The following is a 13,271-nucleotide window of genomic DNA, read 5'->3' as shown; positions in this document are numbered from 1 at the left end:
CGGCGGTTCGGAGGATCAGTTCAGGGGGATCAGGGCGCTGCCTGGCACCAGTTGCACCGCACCTTGCTTCTTGGGCGTGGCCAGTTGCACGTCGATGCGCTGGAAGCCGGGGAAGGCGGCAAACAGGCCGCTCACATCCACCGTGTTGAGTGCGCCAGGGGTGGCGCAGACCAGGGTGAAATCGCCATCGAGGTCGGCATGGCCATCGCTGGGGGCGGGCTCGCTGCTGGCGGGCGTCTTCTCACCCAGGAGAGCCGGTGGCAGCACGGCCGACTCCAGCTGTACTTCGGCCGGCTTGCACTGGGCAGCGGCATCGGTGGCAAACATGCGGTTGACCTCGCGCAGGTTCTTGACGGCGGCGCGCACGGTGTCCTTGTCCTTGCCGCTGCTGGCGGCGTGTTCGAAGCCGACCAGGTTGATCAGCGGGCTGTCCAGGTGCAAAGTCAGGGTGTTGCCTTCCAGGGCCACGTCCAGCTTGCCCACGCCGTGCACGTGCGCGGGATGGTTGCCATGATGGTCATGGCCTTCATCGGCGGCCAGCGCAGGCAGGCTGGCCAGGGACAGCAGGACGAGAGGAATCAGGCGCAACGATGGACGGGATCGGAACATGGGCGGCTTCTTTCTTGTGCTTGTTGTAAAGAGAATTTAAGGGGGGGGCGGCAAACCGGCAACGCAAGGAAACAGACTGCAAACCAGGGCAGAAGATCCGCCCTCAGAGCGGCATTGTGCCCCGGACCAAGGGCAGATTTGCAGCGTTGTTACATTCTGCAACAGGGTTGCATTATAATGCCTGCTTTTCCTGTTTCTGCAACTCGGTTGCGCCAACGGGCAAGTGTGCTCTTCCCGGCCTTGCTGGCCGCCTTGTCCGGTGCCCGTGTTGCTTCTTCTCAGATTGCCTGCCGTGTCGTTTCTCTCTCGATTCCTGTTGAAGCAAGGCGTGCTCGCCAGCCCCTGGTGGGAGCGTGTGCTGGCCGTTGTGCCCGTAGTCCTGCTGCTGTGGCTGGGCGTGCACTGGGCCTTGGGGGAGGGCTGACATGGACGCTGCCATCTCGCTGGACAACCTCACCGTCAGCTATCGCCGCCATCCGGCCCTGCACCATGTCAACGGGGCCTTTGCGCGTGGTTCGCTCACTGCCATCGTCGGTCCCAACGGGGCCGGCAAGAGCACTCTGCTCAAGACCATGCTGGGGCTGGTGCGCTGCAATGACGGACGCGTGCATACCCATGTCGATGCACGCCGCATCGCCTACCTGCCGCAGCAGGCCGAGATTGACCGCAGCTTCCCCATCACGGTGATCGACTGCGTGCAACTGGGTTACTGGCAGGCCAAGGGCAACTGGGGCGGCATCGACGCCGCCATGCGCCAGCGTGCGGTGCAGGCGCTGGCGGCAGTCGGGCTGGACGGTTTTGCCGGACGCCCGGTGTCCAGCCTCTCGGTCGGGCAGTTCCAGCGCGTGCTGTTTGCCCGCATCCTGCTGCAGGATGCCGAGGTAATCCTGCTGGACGAACCCTTCAATGCCATCGACGCCCGCACCACCGGCGACCTGCTGCGCATCATCTCGGCCTGGCATGCCGAACGCCGTACCGTCATTGCGGTGCTGCACGACCACGACCAGGTGCGCCGCGCCTTCCCGCAGACCTTGCTGCTGGCGCGCAATGTGGTGGCCTGGGGCGAGACGGCCGAAGTCATGTGTGAAGAAAACCTGCAGCGCGCCCGCGCCATGGCCGAGGCGGTCGATGAGCATGCCGGCGTCTGCGAGGTGAGCGAGGCGGAAGTGCTGGCCTTGTCGCGCGTGCATGACCATGCGCATGAACATTCACATGGGCATCCCCACGCGCACCATGCCGCCAGCCCGGGAGGCCAGGCATGAGTGTACTTTCGACGTTGCAAACGCTGGCCATTGCCCCGTTCCTGGAATTTTCCTTCATGCGCCGCGCTTTGGTGGCTGCCTTTGCCCTGGCGCTGGGCAGCGCCCCGCTGGGCGTGCTGCTGACCCTGCGCCGCATGAGCCTGTTCGGTGAGGCCCTGAGCCACGCCGTGCTGCCGGGCGTGGCGGTGGGGTTCATCTTCTTCGGCCTGTCGCTGCCGGCGCTGTCCATCGGCGGATTCGCCGCCGGGGTGCTGGTGGTGGCCGTGGCCGGCTGGATCAGCCGGCATACCGAACTGAAGGAAGACGCGAGCCTGGCCGCCATCTACGTGGTCGCTCTGGCGCTGGGCGTGATCCTGATTTCGCGCCACGGCACCCAGCTCGATCTGCTGCACATCCTCTTCGGCAACGTGCTGGGCGTGGACAGCGAAGGCCTGGTACTCATTGCCGGTGTGGCCAGCGCCAGCGTGCTGGGCATCGCCGCGCTCTATCGCGGGTTGCTGCTGGAGAGCTTCGATCCTTCCTACATGGCCGTGGGCGGCGGACGCAGCGGCGGTGCGATCTACCAGCAGGTATTCCTGATGCTGGTGGTGATGAACCTGGTGGCCTCCTTCCAGACCCTGGGCACCTTGATGGCGGTCGGCCTGATGATGCTGCCGGCGGTCTCGGCGCGGCTGTGGCACGACACCTTGCCTGCGCAGCTGTGCAACAGCGTGCTGCAGGCGGCGCTGGCGGGGTATGCGGGGCTGCTGATCTCGTATTACGCCTCGGTGCCGTCCGGCCCCGTCATCATCGTCTGCGCGGGCGTGCTGTATGCCGCTTCGCTGCTGTTCGCCCCGCGCGGCTGGCTGCCGCGCCTGTTGCGGCGACCGCACCTGCAGGCCTGAGACTTCACTTTCTCCTGTCTATTGCTGATTTCTTCTGCTTCTCTTTCTCCGGAGTATTCATGAAACTGTTTCGTCCTCTCTCTGCGCTGCTGGCGGCCCTGGCCGTGGCGGCGAGCCTGCCGGCCGCTGCTGCCGAGCGCATCCCGGTGCTGGCCAGCTTCAGCATCCTGGGCGACGTGGTCGCCAATGTCGGCGGCGAGCGCATCGCCGTCTCCACCCTGGTCGGTCCGGATGAAGATGCGCACGTCTTCCAGCCCGCGCCGGATGACATCAAGGCGGTCTCGCGTGCCAAACTGATCGTGGTCAATGGCCTCGGTTTCGAAGGCTGGATGGAGCGCCTGGCGCAGTCGGCCAATTACCGTGGCCCCATCGTGGTGGCTTCGGCCGGCATCAAGCCGCGCGAGCGCGTGGGTGACGATGAGGACGATCACGCCCACGGTGCCGGACATGAACATCACGGCAAGGACGACCCGCACGCCTGGCAGGATCCGCAGAACGTGATCGTCTACACCCGCAACATCGTCACCGCCCTGGCCAAGCTGGACCCGGCCGGTGCCGAGGTCTACCGCAAGAACGGCGAGGCCTATGTCGCCAAGCTGCAGGACCTGGATGCCTGGGCTGCACGCCAGTTCAGCCAGATCCCGGATGCCAAGCGCAAGGTCATCACCTCGCATGACGCCTTCGAATATTTCGGTGCGCGCTACAAGGTGCGCTTCCTGGCTGCGCAGGGCGTGTCTACCGACAGCGAACCCAGCGCCCGCGAGGTGGCTTCGCTGATCCGCCAGATCCGCAGCGAGAAGATCAAGGCCCTGTTCTTCGAGAACATGAGCAACCCCAAGCTGCTGCAGCAGATCGCCCGCGAATCCGGGACGGCACCGGGCGGCAAGCTGTACGCCGATGCATTGTCGAAACCGGATGGCCCGGCAGCGGACTACCTCTCGCTGATGCGCTACAACATCACGCAATTGCTGGAAAAGATCCGTCTCAACTGAGGCGCGACAAATCGCGTATGCTGGTGGCCCCGCGCCGCCGCCCTGGCGGCGTCCGTCACCTTGCATAGGAGAATTCCCGCATGAGCACCGTTACCGTCGTCGCCATCATCACCGCCAAGCCCGGCCAGCGCGAAGCGCTGCTGGCCATCGCCCGCGCCAACCTGGCCGCCGTGCGTGCCGAGGAAGGCTGCATCGAATATGGACTGGTGGTGGATGTGGATGGCTTCGGCCCGAACCAGGCGCCGCTGGGGCCGGATACCTTCGCCTTCGTCGAGAAGTGGAAGGACGAAGAAGCGCTGAAACTGCACTTCACCCTGCCGCACATGACTGACTATCGCGAGAAGTCCAAGGACCTGATCGCAGATCGCAAGGTGCATGTGCTGAAGTCGGCGGACTGATCCTCGCCGCGTTTGTCCCCGCGCCCGGCGCGGGGATGGACTCCCTCAATATTCGCCAGGAAAATCCGCCGGCCAGGTCTGCTGCGGATCGAACGAAGACGCTTGGCCCATCTGCTTCAACCACGTGATGAAAGTCTTCAGTGCCGGATTGGTGTCGGCGCTGCTGCGATAGAGCATGTGGTAACCCTCCCCGTGCAGCACGATCTCCGGAAACAGCCGCACCAGCCGGCCTGCGGCCAGATCGTCATCCACCAGCGCCAGCGTGCCCATGCCCACGCCTTGGTCAGTAGCAGCCGCCTGCAGGCTCAGGAAGGAATGTTCATAGACCGTCCCCGGCATCTTGCGCCGCACCGCCACCCCGGCCTTGCCCAGCCACTGCGACCAGGCCGCTGACCGGCTGGAGAGGTGGATCAGCGGCACCTCCACGAAATCGCGCGGGACCCGGATCGGGTGCGTCTCCAGGAAGTGCGGCGAGGCCAGCGGCACCGACACGTCATCCAGGAAGCGCACGCAGTCGTAGCCGCTGCGCTCCAGCGGGCTGCGCCAGATGATGACGTCGAAAGGATCCTTCACATCCTCGAAATACTCCGACATGGTCGTGGTGACGCGCACCTCGATCCGCGGGTTGTCAATCTGGAACTGCGACAGGCGCGGAATCAGCCAGCGCATGGCCACCGAGGGCGCGGCGATCAGGCGCACCACGCGGCTCTTGCCGGCCAGCGACAGCTGTTCGGCCGCCAGCGCAATGCGGTCCAGGCTGGCCTTGACCTCGGCATAGAAGGCCAGGGCCGCTTCTGTGGGTTCCACGCCACGCGACTGGCGTAAAAACAACGGTTGTTCGAAATACTCTTCCAGCGTTTTGATCTGCTGGCTGACCGCGCTATGGGTGATGAAAAGTTCATGGGCTGCCAGCGTCAGACTCCGCGTCCGGACTGCCGCTTCGAACACCTTGAGGGCCTTGAGCGGGGGTAAGGATGAAGACATGCTGTAAGAAAAACTTATAGTGGTGACGGAAAATGTTGCTTTGCAAAAGCCGGGGGCGACCTTATTCTTCAATCACCCAAACGTCAAACAGAAGGAATTCATCGTGAACAACGTCAGTATATTGGCAAAAGATGCCGGTTTTTCTAACAATTTGCGCTCCCTGGTCGAGCTGGTGAAGTTTGCTGTCCAGCAAGTCATCGCCGCCCATGCCCTGAAGCCCGTGCGCAACGATGCTACCGACCTGCATGACGCCGCCTACTTCGAAGGCGTGACCGACCACTTCGAAATGGAAGTGCGCCTGCGCCAGCTGGATCACAGCCACCTGCACGCCGTCTGGAAGCTGCAATCGCAGATCTGAATGCCGATGCGGCCAGCTTGATGGCAGCACCCGCAGCAATGAAATACCGCAGTACCCGGCAGGACCAGGCCCGATGCGCCTGAAGAACGACGAAGAAGAGACCGGCTCCGCATGCCCGGAGCCGCAGCAGGCAGCCAGCAGTCGCCCACAGAGGCAGACCCTGCCCGACGCATCTCCGTAGTACCCGTATTACCCGCAACGGTGGCCTGATGGCCGACAGCACCCCCAACATGGCCAGGTGCACGCTGCGTTGAACACCCCCGATCCCCGCTGCTGCGGGGATTTGTCGTTTACGCGTGTGTTTCCTGAAAAGCCATGCCGTCTTGCCCGCTCCTGATACTTCCCTCTTAACAAAAATGACATCGCGCGGTAGTGGAGCACTGCTATATTTGTCGCGGGGAAAAGAAATATGTTGTTGTTCATGCAGGTTCCGCTTCATTGCTTCTTACAGGGGAGTTCGCCATGTTGTCTTCACTTCGTGCCCGGCTGATCGTCATTTGCGTACTGATCGTGGCGGTGGCCATGATCGTTCTCAGTGGTGCCAACATCTACACCGTCCGCAGCGATACGCTGGAGGGCATTTCGACCCAGACCCGCCAGCTCACCGAAAGCTACGCCGCCAACATCACCGAGTGGGTGCGCAGCAAACGCATCATCACCGGGGCCATGAAGCAGGCCTTGAAGCAAAGCGATGTCCTGCCCATCGTCGCGGCGGCCCAGGAGGCAGGTTCCTTTGACGACGCCTACATCGGCTATCCCGACAAGCGCATGCTGGCCTTGCACCCGATGCCGGCCGGCTACGATCCGACCGCGCGGCCCTGGTACAAGCAGGCGGTCGATGCCGGCAAGCCGGTACTCACTGCCCCCTACGTGGACGCCACCACCGGCAAGCTGGTCGTGACCTTCGCCGAGCCGGTCAGCGACAAGGGGACCCTGCAGGCCGTGCTGGGCTCGGACGTGCAACTCGACAACGTGGTGCGCACCGTGGCCGGCATCAAGCCCACGCCATCCAGCTTCGCCTTCATCGTCGGCAAGGATGGCCTCATCATCACTCACCCCAACAAGGAGCTGGCCCTGAAGCCGGTGTCGGCGCTGGACCAGAATCTCTCCGCAGCCTCGCTGGCCGGGATGAAGCAGGGCGGCAGCGCGACCATCGGCGGCGTACCCTATCTGCTCTTTACGCAACCCATCGACAACACTGACTGGTCGCTGGTGGTGGCGCTGGATTATCGCGAGGCCACGCATGCGGTTGGGGCGCTGATGGCGCTGGCGGTGATTCTGGCCGTGGTGGCCATCGTCGCGGCGGCATTGCTGCTGAGCTACACCATCACGCGCCTGCTGCGCCGCCTGGGCGTGGTGCGCAATGCGATGGAAGAAATCGCGTCAGGTGACGGCGATCTTACGCGCCGGCTCGATACCAGCGGCAAGGATGAACTGGCGCAAATTTCCCGCGCCTTCAATCACTTTGCCGACAAGATCTCGCGCACCTTGCTCGATATCCGGCGCGCCAGCGAGTCTGTGAAGGTTTCTTCCAGCGAAATCGCCAGCGGCAACATGGACCTGTCCGCCCGCACCGAGCAGCAGGCCGGTTCCCTGGAAGAGACCGCCTCGGCGATGGAAGAACTCACCTCCACCGTGAAGCAAAACGCCGATAACGCCCGCCAGGCCAACCAGCTGGCGGTGTCGGCCTCGGATGTGGCGGTGCATGGTGGCACCGTGGTGGGCCAGGTGGTCAGCACCATGAGTTCCATCAATGAGTCTTCCCGCAAGATCGTCGACATCATCAGCGTCATCGATGGCATCGCCTTCCAGACCAATATCCTGGCCTTGAATGCTGCCGTGGAAGCGGCGCGTGCCGGTGAGCAGGGGCGCGGGTTTGCGGTGGTGGCGTCGGAAGTGCGTTCCCTCGCGCAGCGCTCGGCCACGGCCGCCAAGGAGATCAAGCAGCTCATCGATGACTCGGTGCAGAAGGTGGAAGCGGGCAGCCAGCTGGTGGCCCAGGCCGGTTCGACCATGGATGAAGTGGTCTCCAGCGTGCGCCGCGTGACAGACATCGTGGGTGAGATCAGTTCAGCCAGCCAGGAGCAGAGTGCCGGCATCACCGAAGTGGGCAATGCCGTGACCCTGATGGATGAGGCGACCCAGCAGAACGCGGCGCTGGTGGAGGAAGCAGCGGCAGCGGCCAAGTCCCTGCAGGAACAGGCGGCTCACTTGGCTGCCGTGGTGGCGGGCTTCAAGCTGGATGAAAGCGGCGGGGCCGCACCGATCACGCCGCCGCCGGTTCATCATGCTGCCCCGCCGCCGGCTGCAGCAGCCCGTCCGGCACCGGTCAACATCACGCCCAAGCCGGCACCGCTGAAGGCCAAGCCCGCCAGCAAGCCTGCGCTGCCGGCCGAACCGGCTGCGCCTGCCGCGCCCAAGGCCGCACCGAAAGCACCGCCCAAGAGCAGTGGTGGCGACGACTGGGAAGAATTCTGAGCGAGGAAATGGAAGCGGGCCGCCTCAGGCCCGCTTCTTCAGCAACTGCATGGGCGCAAACAATTGCTGCATGCCGCTGTGCTCGATGAAGCTGAGGTTGTAGGGATGCTCGGCCACCGCGCGCGGGAATTGCGCTACCAGCGGCAGGCCGCTCAGCTGCTCGGCGATCTTCCCCCACAGCACCAGGGTCGGCAGGGGTTTTCCCTGTGTCTGGCCATGCTCGGCCAGGGCACGCAATACCGTCTCAAAGAAGGGCTTCCAGCCCTTGGCATCCTTGACCGGGGCGACATGGCTGCGGAACACCAGGCTGGCATTGAGCAGCAGGAAGCCTTGCGCAGTCAGGTTGTCCTGCAGGTCGGCCAGGGTCTGGATGCTGCCTTCGACATCGGCCTGGGCCTGCGCCGCAATGCCGGCCAGCGCATCGCCACTGGTCTGGCCCGCCTGCAGCGCGCCTTCGGCCACCAGCAGCATCTTCATGAAATTGCGCAGCGAGGTCGCCCGATTGACCTGCTTGGACAAGCCCTTTTCCGACCACAGCGAACCCACCGCGCCATCCATGAAGCACACGCCGGTGGCGCTGGCCGCGCGCGGGTAGGGGCCTTCGCCCACCAGTACGTAGCGCACCTGGTCCATGGGCTGCGTGAAGGCTGCGAACAGGCGGCCTTCGGTGGGCAGGTAATCGTCCTGCGCCAAGGTGGGCAGATAGGCGGGATCGGCTTGCTGGATCGCCTCCATGCCGGCGCGCAGGGCGGCATGCCAAGAGGGATGGGCGGTGTGGATCAGGTCGAGCAGGGGAGCGGGGAGGGCGGAAACGGAAGACATGGAAAATGAAGGGGAGGCACGGCCGTATGAATGAAGTGGCGGCATTGTATACCGCCCGGCCGGCCTCCCTGCAGGATCAGGCCACTGCCGAATCGCTGCCCGATGCGCCGAAGAGCTGCTGCTTGAGCAGCTGCAGCTGGTCGCGCGCCGCGGCGGCCTTTTCGAACTCCAGGTTCTTGGCGTGTTCCTGCATCTGCTTCTCCAGGCGCTTGATCTCCTTGCTGATCTGCTTCTCGCTCATGGATTCGTAGTTGCGCTTCTCCTCGGCCACCATCATTTCGGTGCGTGCCTGGGCCGGGTTGAAGATGCCGTCGATCAGTTCGCGGATTTCCTTCTTGATGCCGGTCGGCACGATGCCATTGGCGGCATTGAAGGCCAGCTGCTTGGCGCGGCGGCGCTCGGTCTCGCCGATGGCCTTGTGCATGGAATCGGTTACCACGTCGCCATAGAGGATCGCCATGCCGTTGAGGTTGCGGGCCGCGCGGCCGATGGTCTGGATCAGGCTGCGCTCGGAACGCAGGAAGCCTTCCTTGTCCGCATCCAGGATCGCCACCAGCGAGACTTCGGGAATGTCCAAGCCCTCGCGCAAGAGGTTGATGCCGACCACCACATCGAAGGTACCCAAGCGCAGGTCGCGGATGATTTCCACACGTTCGACCGTATCGATGTCGCTGTGCAGGTAGCGCACCTTGATGCCGTTGTCGGAGAGGAATTCGGTCAGTTGCTCGGCCATGCGCTTGGTGAGCGTAGTCACCAGCACGCGCTCGTCCTTGGCGATGCGGTCGTTGATCTCCTGCATCAGGTCATCCACCTGCGTGGTGGCCGGACGCACGGCGATGATGGGGTCCACCAGGCCGGTCGGGCGCACCACCTGTTCCACCACCTGATCGGCGTGGGTGTTTTCATAGTCTGCGGGCGTGGCCGAGACGAAGATGGTCTGGCGCATCTTCTTCTCGAATTCGTCGAACTTCAGCGGCCGGTTGTCCAGTGCCGAGGGCAGGCGGAAACCGTAGTCCACCAGGTTCACTTTGCGCGCGCGGTCGCCGTTGTACATGCCGTTCAACTGGCCGATCAGCACGTGCGATTCATCCAGGAACATGACGGCGTCCTTGGGCAGGTAATCCACCAGCGTCGGCGGCGGGTCGCCCGGCTTGGCCCCGGACAGGTGGCGCGAGTAGTTCTCGATGCCCTTGGTGAAACCGATCTCGGTCATCATCTCGATGTCGAAGCGGGTGCGCTGTTCCAGCCGCTGTTCTTCGATGAGCTTGTTTTCCTTGCGGAAGAATTCCAGGCGCTCGGCCAGTTCTTCCTTGATGGTCTCGATGGCGCGCAGTACGGTCGAACGCGGCGTGACGTAGTGCGAACCGGGATAGATGGTGAAGCGCGGGATTTTCTGGCGCACCCGGCCGGTCAGCGGGTCGAACAGTTGCAGGCTGTCGATCTCGTCGTCGAAGGTCTCGATGCGCACGGCCAGCTCGGCGTGTTCGGCCGGGAAGACGTCGATGGTGTCGCCGCGCACGCGGAAGGTGCCGCGGCCGAAATCCACTTCGTTGCGGGTGTACTGCATCTGGATCAGGCGGGCGATGACGTCGCGCTGCGAGACCTTGTCCTTGGCGCGCAGGGTCAGGATCATCTGGTGGTATTCGTTCGGATTACCGATACCGTAGATGGCCGAGACGGTCGCCACGATCACCACGTCGCGCCGTTCCATCAGCGACTTGGTGCAGGACAGGCGCATCTGCTCGATGTGCTCGTTGATCGAGGAATCCTTCTCGATGAACAGGTCGCGCTGGGGGACGTAGGCTTCCGGCTGGTAGTAGTCGTAGTAGCTGACGAAGTATTCCACCGCATTGTGCGGGAAGAATTCGCGGAATTCGCTGTAGAGCTGCGCCGCCAGCGTCTTGTTGGGCGCGAACACGATGGCCGGGCGGCCCAGGCGGGCAATCGTGTTGGCCATGGTGTAGGTCTTGCCCGAGCCGGTCACGCCCAGCAGGGTCTGGTAGAACAGGCCGTCGTTGACGCCTTCGACCAGCTTGTCGATGGCCGCCGGCTGGTCGCCCGCCGGGGGAAACACCTGGTAGAGCTTGAAGGGCGAGTCGGGGAAGGTGACGAACTTGCTCTCGTCCAGCTCGGTATTGATGGGGGTCAGTTCAGCCATGGTCTGGGTTGCCTTTGTCGCGCGGGTTCCGGTGTGCCGCCACGGTGCAGGAAGAACCGGCAACGCCCGCAAGCGGGGCATTGCACACAGGCAAGGTGGAGGCGTGAATATTCATCAAATGCTGCCGGGATGCTGAAGTTCAAGACACAATCTGCGCCTCAGCAGCCGGCCAAACCGGACGCAAAGCCGCGTCAGGAGCCAGCTCATCCACTGGGGCGGACGGCCTGGCGCGGGGTGGGTGCAGATCGGGGTTATGTCGATAGAACATGGTGTCATGCAGATTCAGCAGGCAATTGGGCCTGTCTGTGTCTGTGATTGGCCATCCACATTTGTTAGAATGCAGTGTTGCAAAAAGGTGCACATCCGATTCTCTCCCTGTGCACCCATTTCCTTCTGCAGCGCTTTGTTGCAGCTAACTTTTCATGTTATCACGATGAACGCACCTGTCTCTGCCTCCCTGTTTTCCGCCATCGAAATGGCGCCGCGCGACCCCATCCTGGGCGTGACCGAAGCCTACAACGCCGACCAGAACCCGGCCAAGACCAACCTGGGCGTGGGCGTGTACTACGACGACAACGGCAAGGTCCCCCTGCTGGAATGCGTGAAGAAAGCCGAGGCGGAACTGGCGGCCAAGCTGGCCCCGCGTACCTACCTGCCCATCGACGGCCTGGCCACCTATGACCGCGCCGTACAGGAGCTGGTCTTCGGTGCCGGCAGTGCCGTGGTGACCGAGAAGCGTGCGATCACCGTGCAAGCCTTGGGCGGCACCGGTGCCCTGAAGCTGGGTGCCGACTTCCTGAAGCACTTTTCGCCGGCCGGTACCGAAGTCTGGATCAGCGATCCGAGCTGGGAAAACCACCGCGCCCTGTTCGAGATGGCCGGCTTCAAGGTCAACGCCTATCCGTACTACGATCCGTCTACCCGTGGCGTGAACTTCGCCGGCATGCTGGAGGCTTTGAAGTCCATGAGCGCCGGCTCGGTCGTGCTGCTGCACGCCTGCTGCCACAACCCGACCGGTGCCGACCTGACCGACGACCAGTGGACGCAAGTCATTGAAGTGGTGACCTCGCGCGGCCTGGTGCCCTTCCTGGACATGGCTTACCAGGGCTTTGGCGACGGCATCGCCGAAGACGGCCAGGTGGTGCGCCGCTTCGCTGAAGCCGGCGGACCGCTGTTCGTGTCGAACTCCTTCTCCAAGTCCTTCTCGCTGTACGGCGAACGCGTCGGCGCACTGTCGATCGCTGCGGCCAGCGCCGAAGAAGCGGCACGCGTGCTGTCGCAACTGAAGCGTGTGGTGCGTACCAATTACTCCAACCCGCCGATCCACGGTGGCCAGGTGGTCGCGACCGCCCTGGCGTCGCCCGAACTGCGCAAGCTGTGGGAAGACGAACTGGCCGAGATGCGCGTGCGCATCCGCGAAATGCGCCAGCTGCTGGTGGCCAAGCTGAAGGAAAAGGCCCCGGGCCATGACTTCGACTTCGTCATCAAGCAACGCGGCATGTTCTCCTACTCGGGCCTGACCAAGGCCCAGGTGGATCGCCTGCGCAACGAGTTCTCCATCTACGCCGTCGACACCGGCCGCATCTGCGTGGCTGCGCTCAACACCAAGAACATCGACGTGGTGGTCGACGCCATCGCCAAGGTGCTCTAATTGGCATGCGCGGCCCCGTCTTCGGAGGGGCCGCGCAGGGCGCTTTCTCCTATGAAAAAATGCGCCTTTCCCTGAAAAAAGTTTTGACATGAAGTAAAAATCGCGTCATAATCTTTTTCTCAGCTGTTCCCTGATAGCTCAGTCGGTAGAGCGACGGACTGTTAATCCGCAGGTCCCTGGTTCGAGTCCAGGTCGGGGAGCCAAAGAATGCGAAGGCCTCGCAAGCAATTGCGGGGCCTTTTCAATTAGTGTGAGGCTGGTATTTTGGTCTCATACGAAGGGCGGCAGGGCTATGCCGCCACGATGCAGAACGATGTAAAAAATTTTCGTTTTACACTCTGGTAAATCTGAAAAAAATCGTTCATAATCGCGCCCTCAATTGATCCCTGATAGCTCAGTCGGTAGAGCGACGGACTGTTAATCCGCAGGTCCCTGGTTCGAGTCCAGGTCGGGGAGCCAGAATACGAAAGCCTCGCAAGTTTCTTGCGGGGCTTTTTTGTTTTTGGCTTCGTATCTTGTGATGCTCACGCACTGCGCTGGAAACGAGCACAGTTGAGCTGGGTTTTAGCTCACCAGATATCTGCTTCGCCCGGCGTGTCTTCATCTCGTAGCAGTCGCTACCGGCCTTTTCCGTTTCACTTCCTGTCAATTAAACGCTGCTAGAATCGGCATCCC

The 13,271-nt window shown here is 63.0% G+C and carries 12 protein-coding genes and 2 tRNA genes; 10 read left to right on the top strand and 4 right to left on the bottom strand.

Translation table 11 applies throughout. From position 1 onward, the window contains the following. Window positions 1-15: 15 nt before the first annotated feature. Entirely contained in the window at window positions 16-609 is a 594-nt protein-coding gene (locus J2X56_RS07640) for a DUF2796 domain-containing protein (protein ID WP_121042161.1), read from the bottom strand. A gap of 292 nt (window positions 610-901) precedes the next feature. On the opposite strand from J2X56_RS07640, the gene J2X56_RS07635 reads away from it, so the two are divergent. From J2X56_RS07635 to J2X56_RS07615, 5 genes are all read left to right on the top strand, one after another. After that, window positions 902-1,033: a hypothetical protein gene (locus J2X56_RS07635; RefSeq protein WP_256497406.1), complete on the top strand. Its 132-nt coding sequence runs from the start codon at window positions 902-904 to the stop codon at window positions 1,031-1,033. 1 nt (window position 1,034) lies between these two features. Further along, on the top strand, window positions 1,035-1,871 hold the full coding sequence (aztA, locus tag J2X56_RS07630) for a zinc ABC transporter ATP-binding protein AztA (RefSeq protein ID WP_039784849.1): 837 nt from the start codon (window positions 1,035-1,037) through the stop codon (window positions 1,869-1,871). Beyond that, window positions 1,868-2,755 carry a metal ABC transporter permease gene (locus tag J2X56_RS07625; protein WP_310159270.1) on the top strand — a complete coding sequence of 296 codons (888 nt, stop codon included), beginning with the start codon at window positions 1,868-1,870 and terminating at the stop codon, window positions 2,753-2,755. The genes aztA and J2X56_RS07625 overlap by 4 nt, the downstream gene beginning before the upstream one ends. Window positions 2,756-2,814: 59 nt before the next feature. Continuing rightward, on the top strand, window positions 2,815-3,747 hold the full coding sequence (locus J2X56_RS07620) for a metal ABC transporter substrate-binding protein (protein WP_134136120.1): 933 nt from the start codon (window positions 2,815-2,817) through the stop codon (window positions 3,745-3,747). 80 nt (window positions 3,748-3,827) lie between these two features. Then, window positions 3,828-4,145, top strand: a complete 318-nt coding sequence (locus tag J2X56_RS07615; RefSeq protein WP_039784852.1) for a putative quinol monooxygenase — start codon at window positions 3,828-3,830, stop codon at window positions 4,143-4,145. 45 nt (window positions 4,146-4,190) lie between these two features. Here J2X56_RS07615 and J2X56_RS07610 read toward each other — a convergent pair whose 3' ends face one another. Continuing rightward, window positions 4,191-5,129, bottom strand: coding sequence for a LysR substrate-binding domain-containing protein (locus tag J2X56_RS07610; protein ID WP_034335739.1), 939 nt, complete (start codon window positions 5,127-5,129; stop codon window positions 4,191-4,193). Window positions 5,130-5,232: 103 nt separating this feature from the next. Here J2X56_RS07610 and J2X56_RS07605 point away from each other — a divergent pair, with 103 nt between their 5' ends. Further along, window positions 5,233-5,487 (top strand): hypothetical protein, encoded by a 255-nt coding sequence (locus J2X56_RS07605; protein WP_039785006.1) that lies wholly within the window; start codon window positions 5,233-5,235, stop codon window positions 5,485-5,487. 462 nt (window positions 5,488-5,949) lie between these two features. Then, a complete protein-coding gene (locus tag J2X56_RS07600) occupies window positions 5,950-7,965 on the top strand; it encodes a methyl-accepting chemotaxis protein (RefSeq protein WP_134136119.1) in 2,016 nt (671 codons plus the stop codon). Between the two features lie 24 nt (window positions 7,966-7,989). Here the strand turns inward: J2X56_RS07600 and J2X56_RS07595 are convergent, their stop codons facing one another. Together J2X56_RS07595 and uvrB are read right to left on the bottom strand one after the other, a co-directional pair. Then, on the bottom strand, window positions 7,990-8,787 hold the full coding sequence (locus J2X56_RS07595; protein ID WP_310159266.1) for a uracil-DNA glycosylase: 798 nt from the start codon (window positions 8,785-8,787) through the stop codon (window positions 7,990-7,992). A gap of 76 nt (window positions 8,788-8,863) precedes the next feature. Further along, complete coding sequence (gene uvrB, locus J2X56_RS07590) at window positions 8,864-10,945, bottom strand: excinuclease ABC subunit UvrB (protein ID WP_034334595.1); 2,082 nt, start codon at window positions 10,943-10,945, stop codon at window positions 8,864-8,866. A 433-nt stretch (window positions 10,946-11,378) separates the two neighbouring features. On the opposite strand from uvrB, the gene J2X56_RS07585 reads away from it, so the two are divergent. The 3 genes from J2X56_RS07585 (at window position 11,379) to J2X56_RS07575 (ending at window position 13,055) form a co-directional block, all read left to right on the top strand. Next, window positions 11,379-12,596 carry an amino acid aminotransferase gene (locus J2X56_RS07585; RefSeq protein WP_121042151.1) on the top strand — a complete coding sequence of 406 codons (1,218 nt, stop codon included), beginning with the start codon at window positions 11,379-11,381 and terminating at the stop codon, window positions 12,594-12,596. A gap of 127 nt (window positions 12,597-12,723) precedes the next feature. After that, window positions 12,724-12,799, top strand: a tRNA-Asn gene (locus J2X56_RS07580). 180 nt (window positions 12,800-12,979) lie between these two features. Further along, window positions 12,980-13,055: transfer RNA gene (locus tag J2X56_RS07575), tRNA-Asn, on the top strand. Window positions 13,056-13,271: the final 216 nt, after the last annotated feature.

This window comes from Herbaspirillum sp. 1173 (assembly GCF_031455335.1).
GTDB classification, from domain to species: domain Bacteria; phylum Pseudomonadota; class Gammaproteobacteria; order Burkholderiales; family Burkholderiaceae_D; genus Herbaspirillum; species Herbaspirillum huttiense.
Note: the sequence above shows the minus strand (reverse complement) of the source record. Positions and strands in the feature narration are given on the sequence as shown.

Bases quoted from the DNA above. Each gene is read 5' to 3' on its own strand.
- J2X56_RS07615 (WP_039784852.1), top strand. From the start codon at position 3,828: ATGAGCACCGTTACCGTCGTCGCCATCATCACCGCCAAGCCCGGCCAG.
- J2X56_RS07595 (WP_310159266.1), bottom strand. From the start codon at position 8,787: ATGTCTTCCGTTTCCGCCCTCCCCGCTCCCCTGCTCGACCTGATCCAC.
- J2X56_RS07640 (WP_121042161.1), bottom strand. From the start codon at position 609: ATGTTCCGATCCCGTCCATCGTTGCGCCTGATTCCTCTCGTCCTGCTG.
- J2X56_RS07600 (WP_134136119.1), top strand. From the start codon at position 5,950: ATGTTGTCTTCACTTCGTGCCCGGCTGATCGTCATTTGCGTACTGATC.
- aztA (WP_039784849.1), top strand. From the start codon at position 1,035: ATGGACGCTGCCATCTCGCTGGACAACCTCACCGTCAGCTATCGCCGC.
- J2X56_RS07620 (WP_134136120.1), top strand. From the start codon at position 2,815: ATGAAACTGTTTCGTCCTCTCTCTGCGCTGCTGGCGGCCCTGGCCGTG.
- J2X56_RS07625 (WP_310159270.1), top strand. From the start codon at position 1,868: ATGAGTGTACTTTCGACGTTGCAAACGCTGGCCATTGCCCCGTTCCTG.
- J2X56_RS07585 (WP_121042151.1), top strand. From the start codon at position 11,379: ATGAACGCACCTGTCTCTGCCTCCCTGTTTTCCGCCATCGAAATGGCG.
- J2X56_RS07610 (WP_034335739.1), bottom strand. From the start codon at position 5,129: ATGTCTTCATCCTTACCCCCGCTCAAGGCCCTCAAGGTGTTCGAAGCG.
- uvrB (WP_034334595.1), bottom strand. From the start codon at position 10,945: ATGGCTGAACTGACCCCCATCAATACCGAGCTGGACGAGAGCAAGTTC.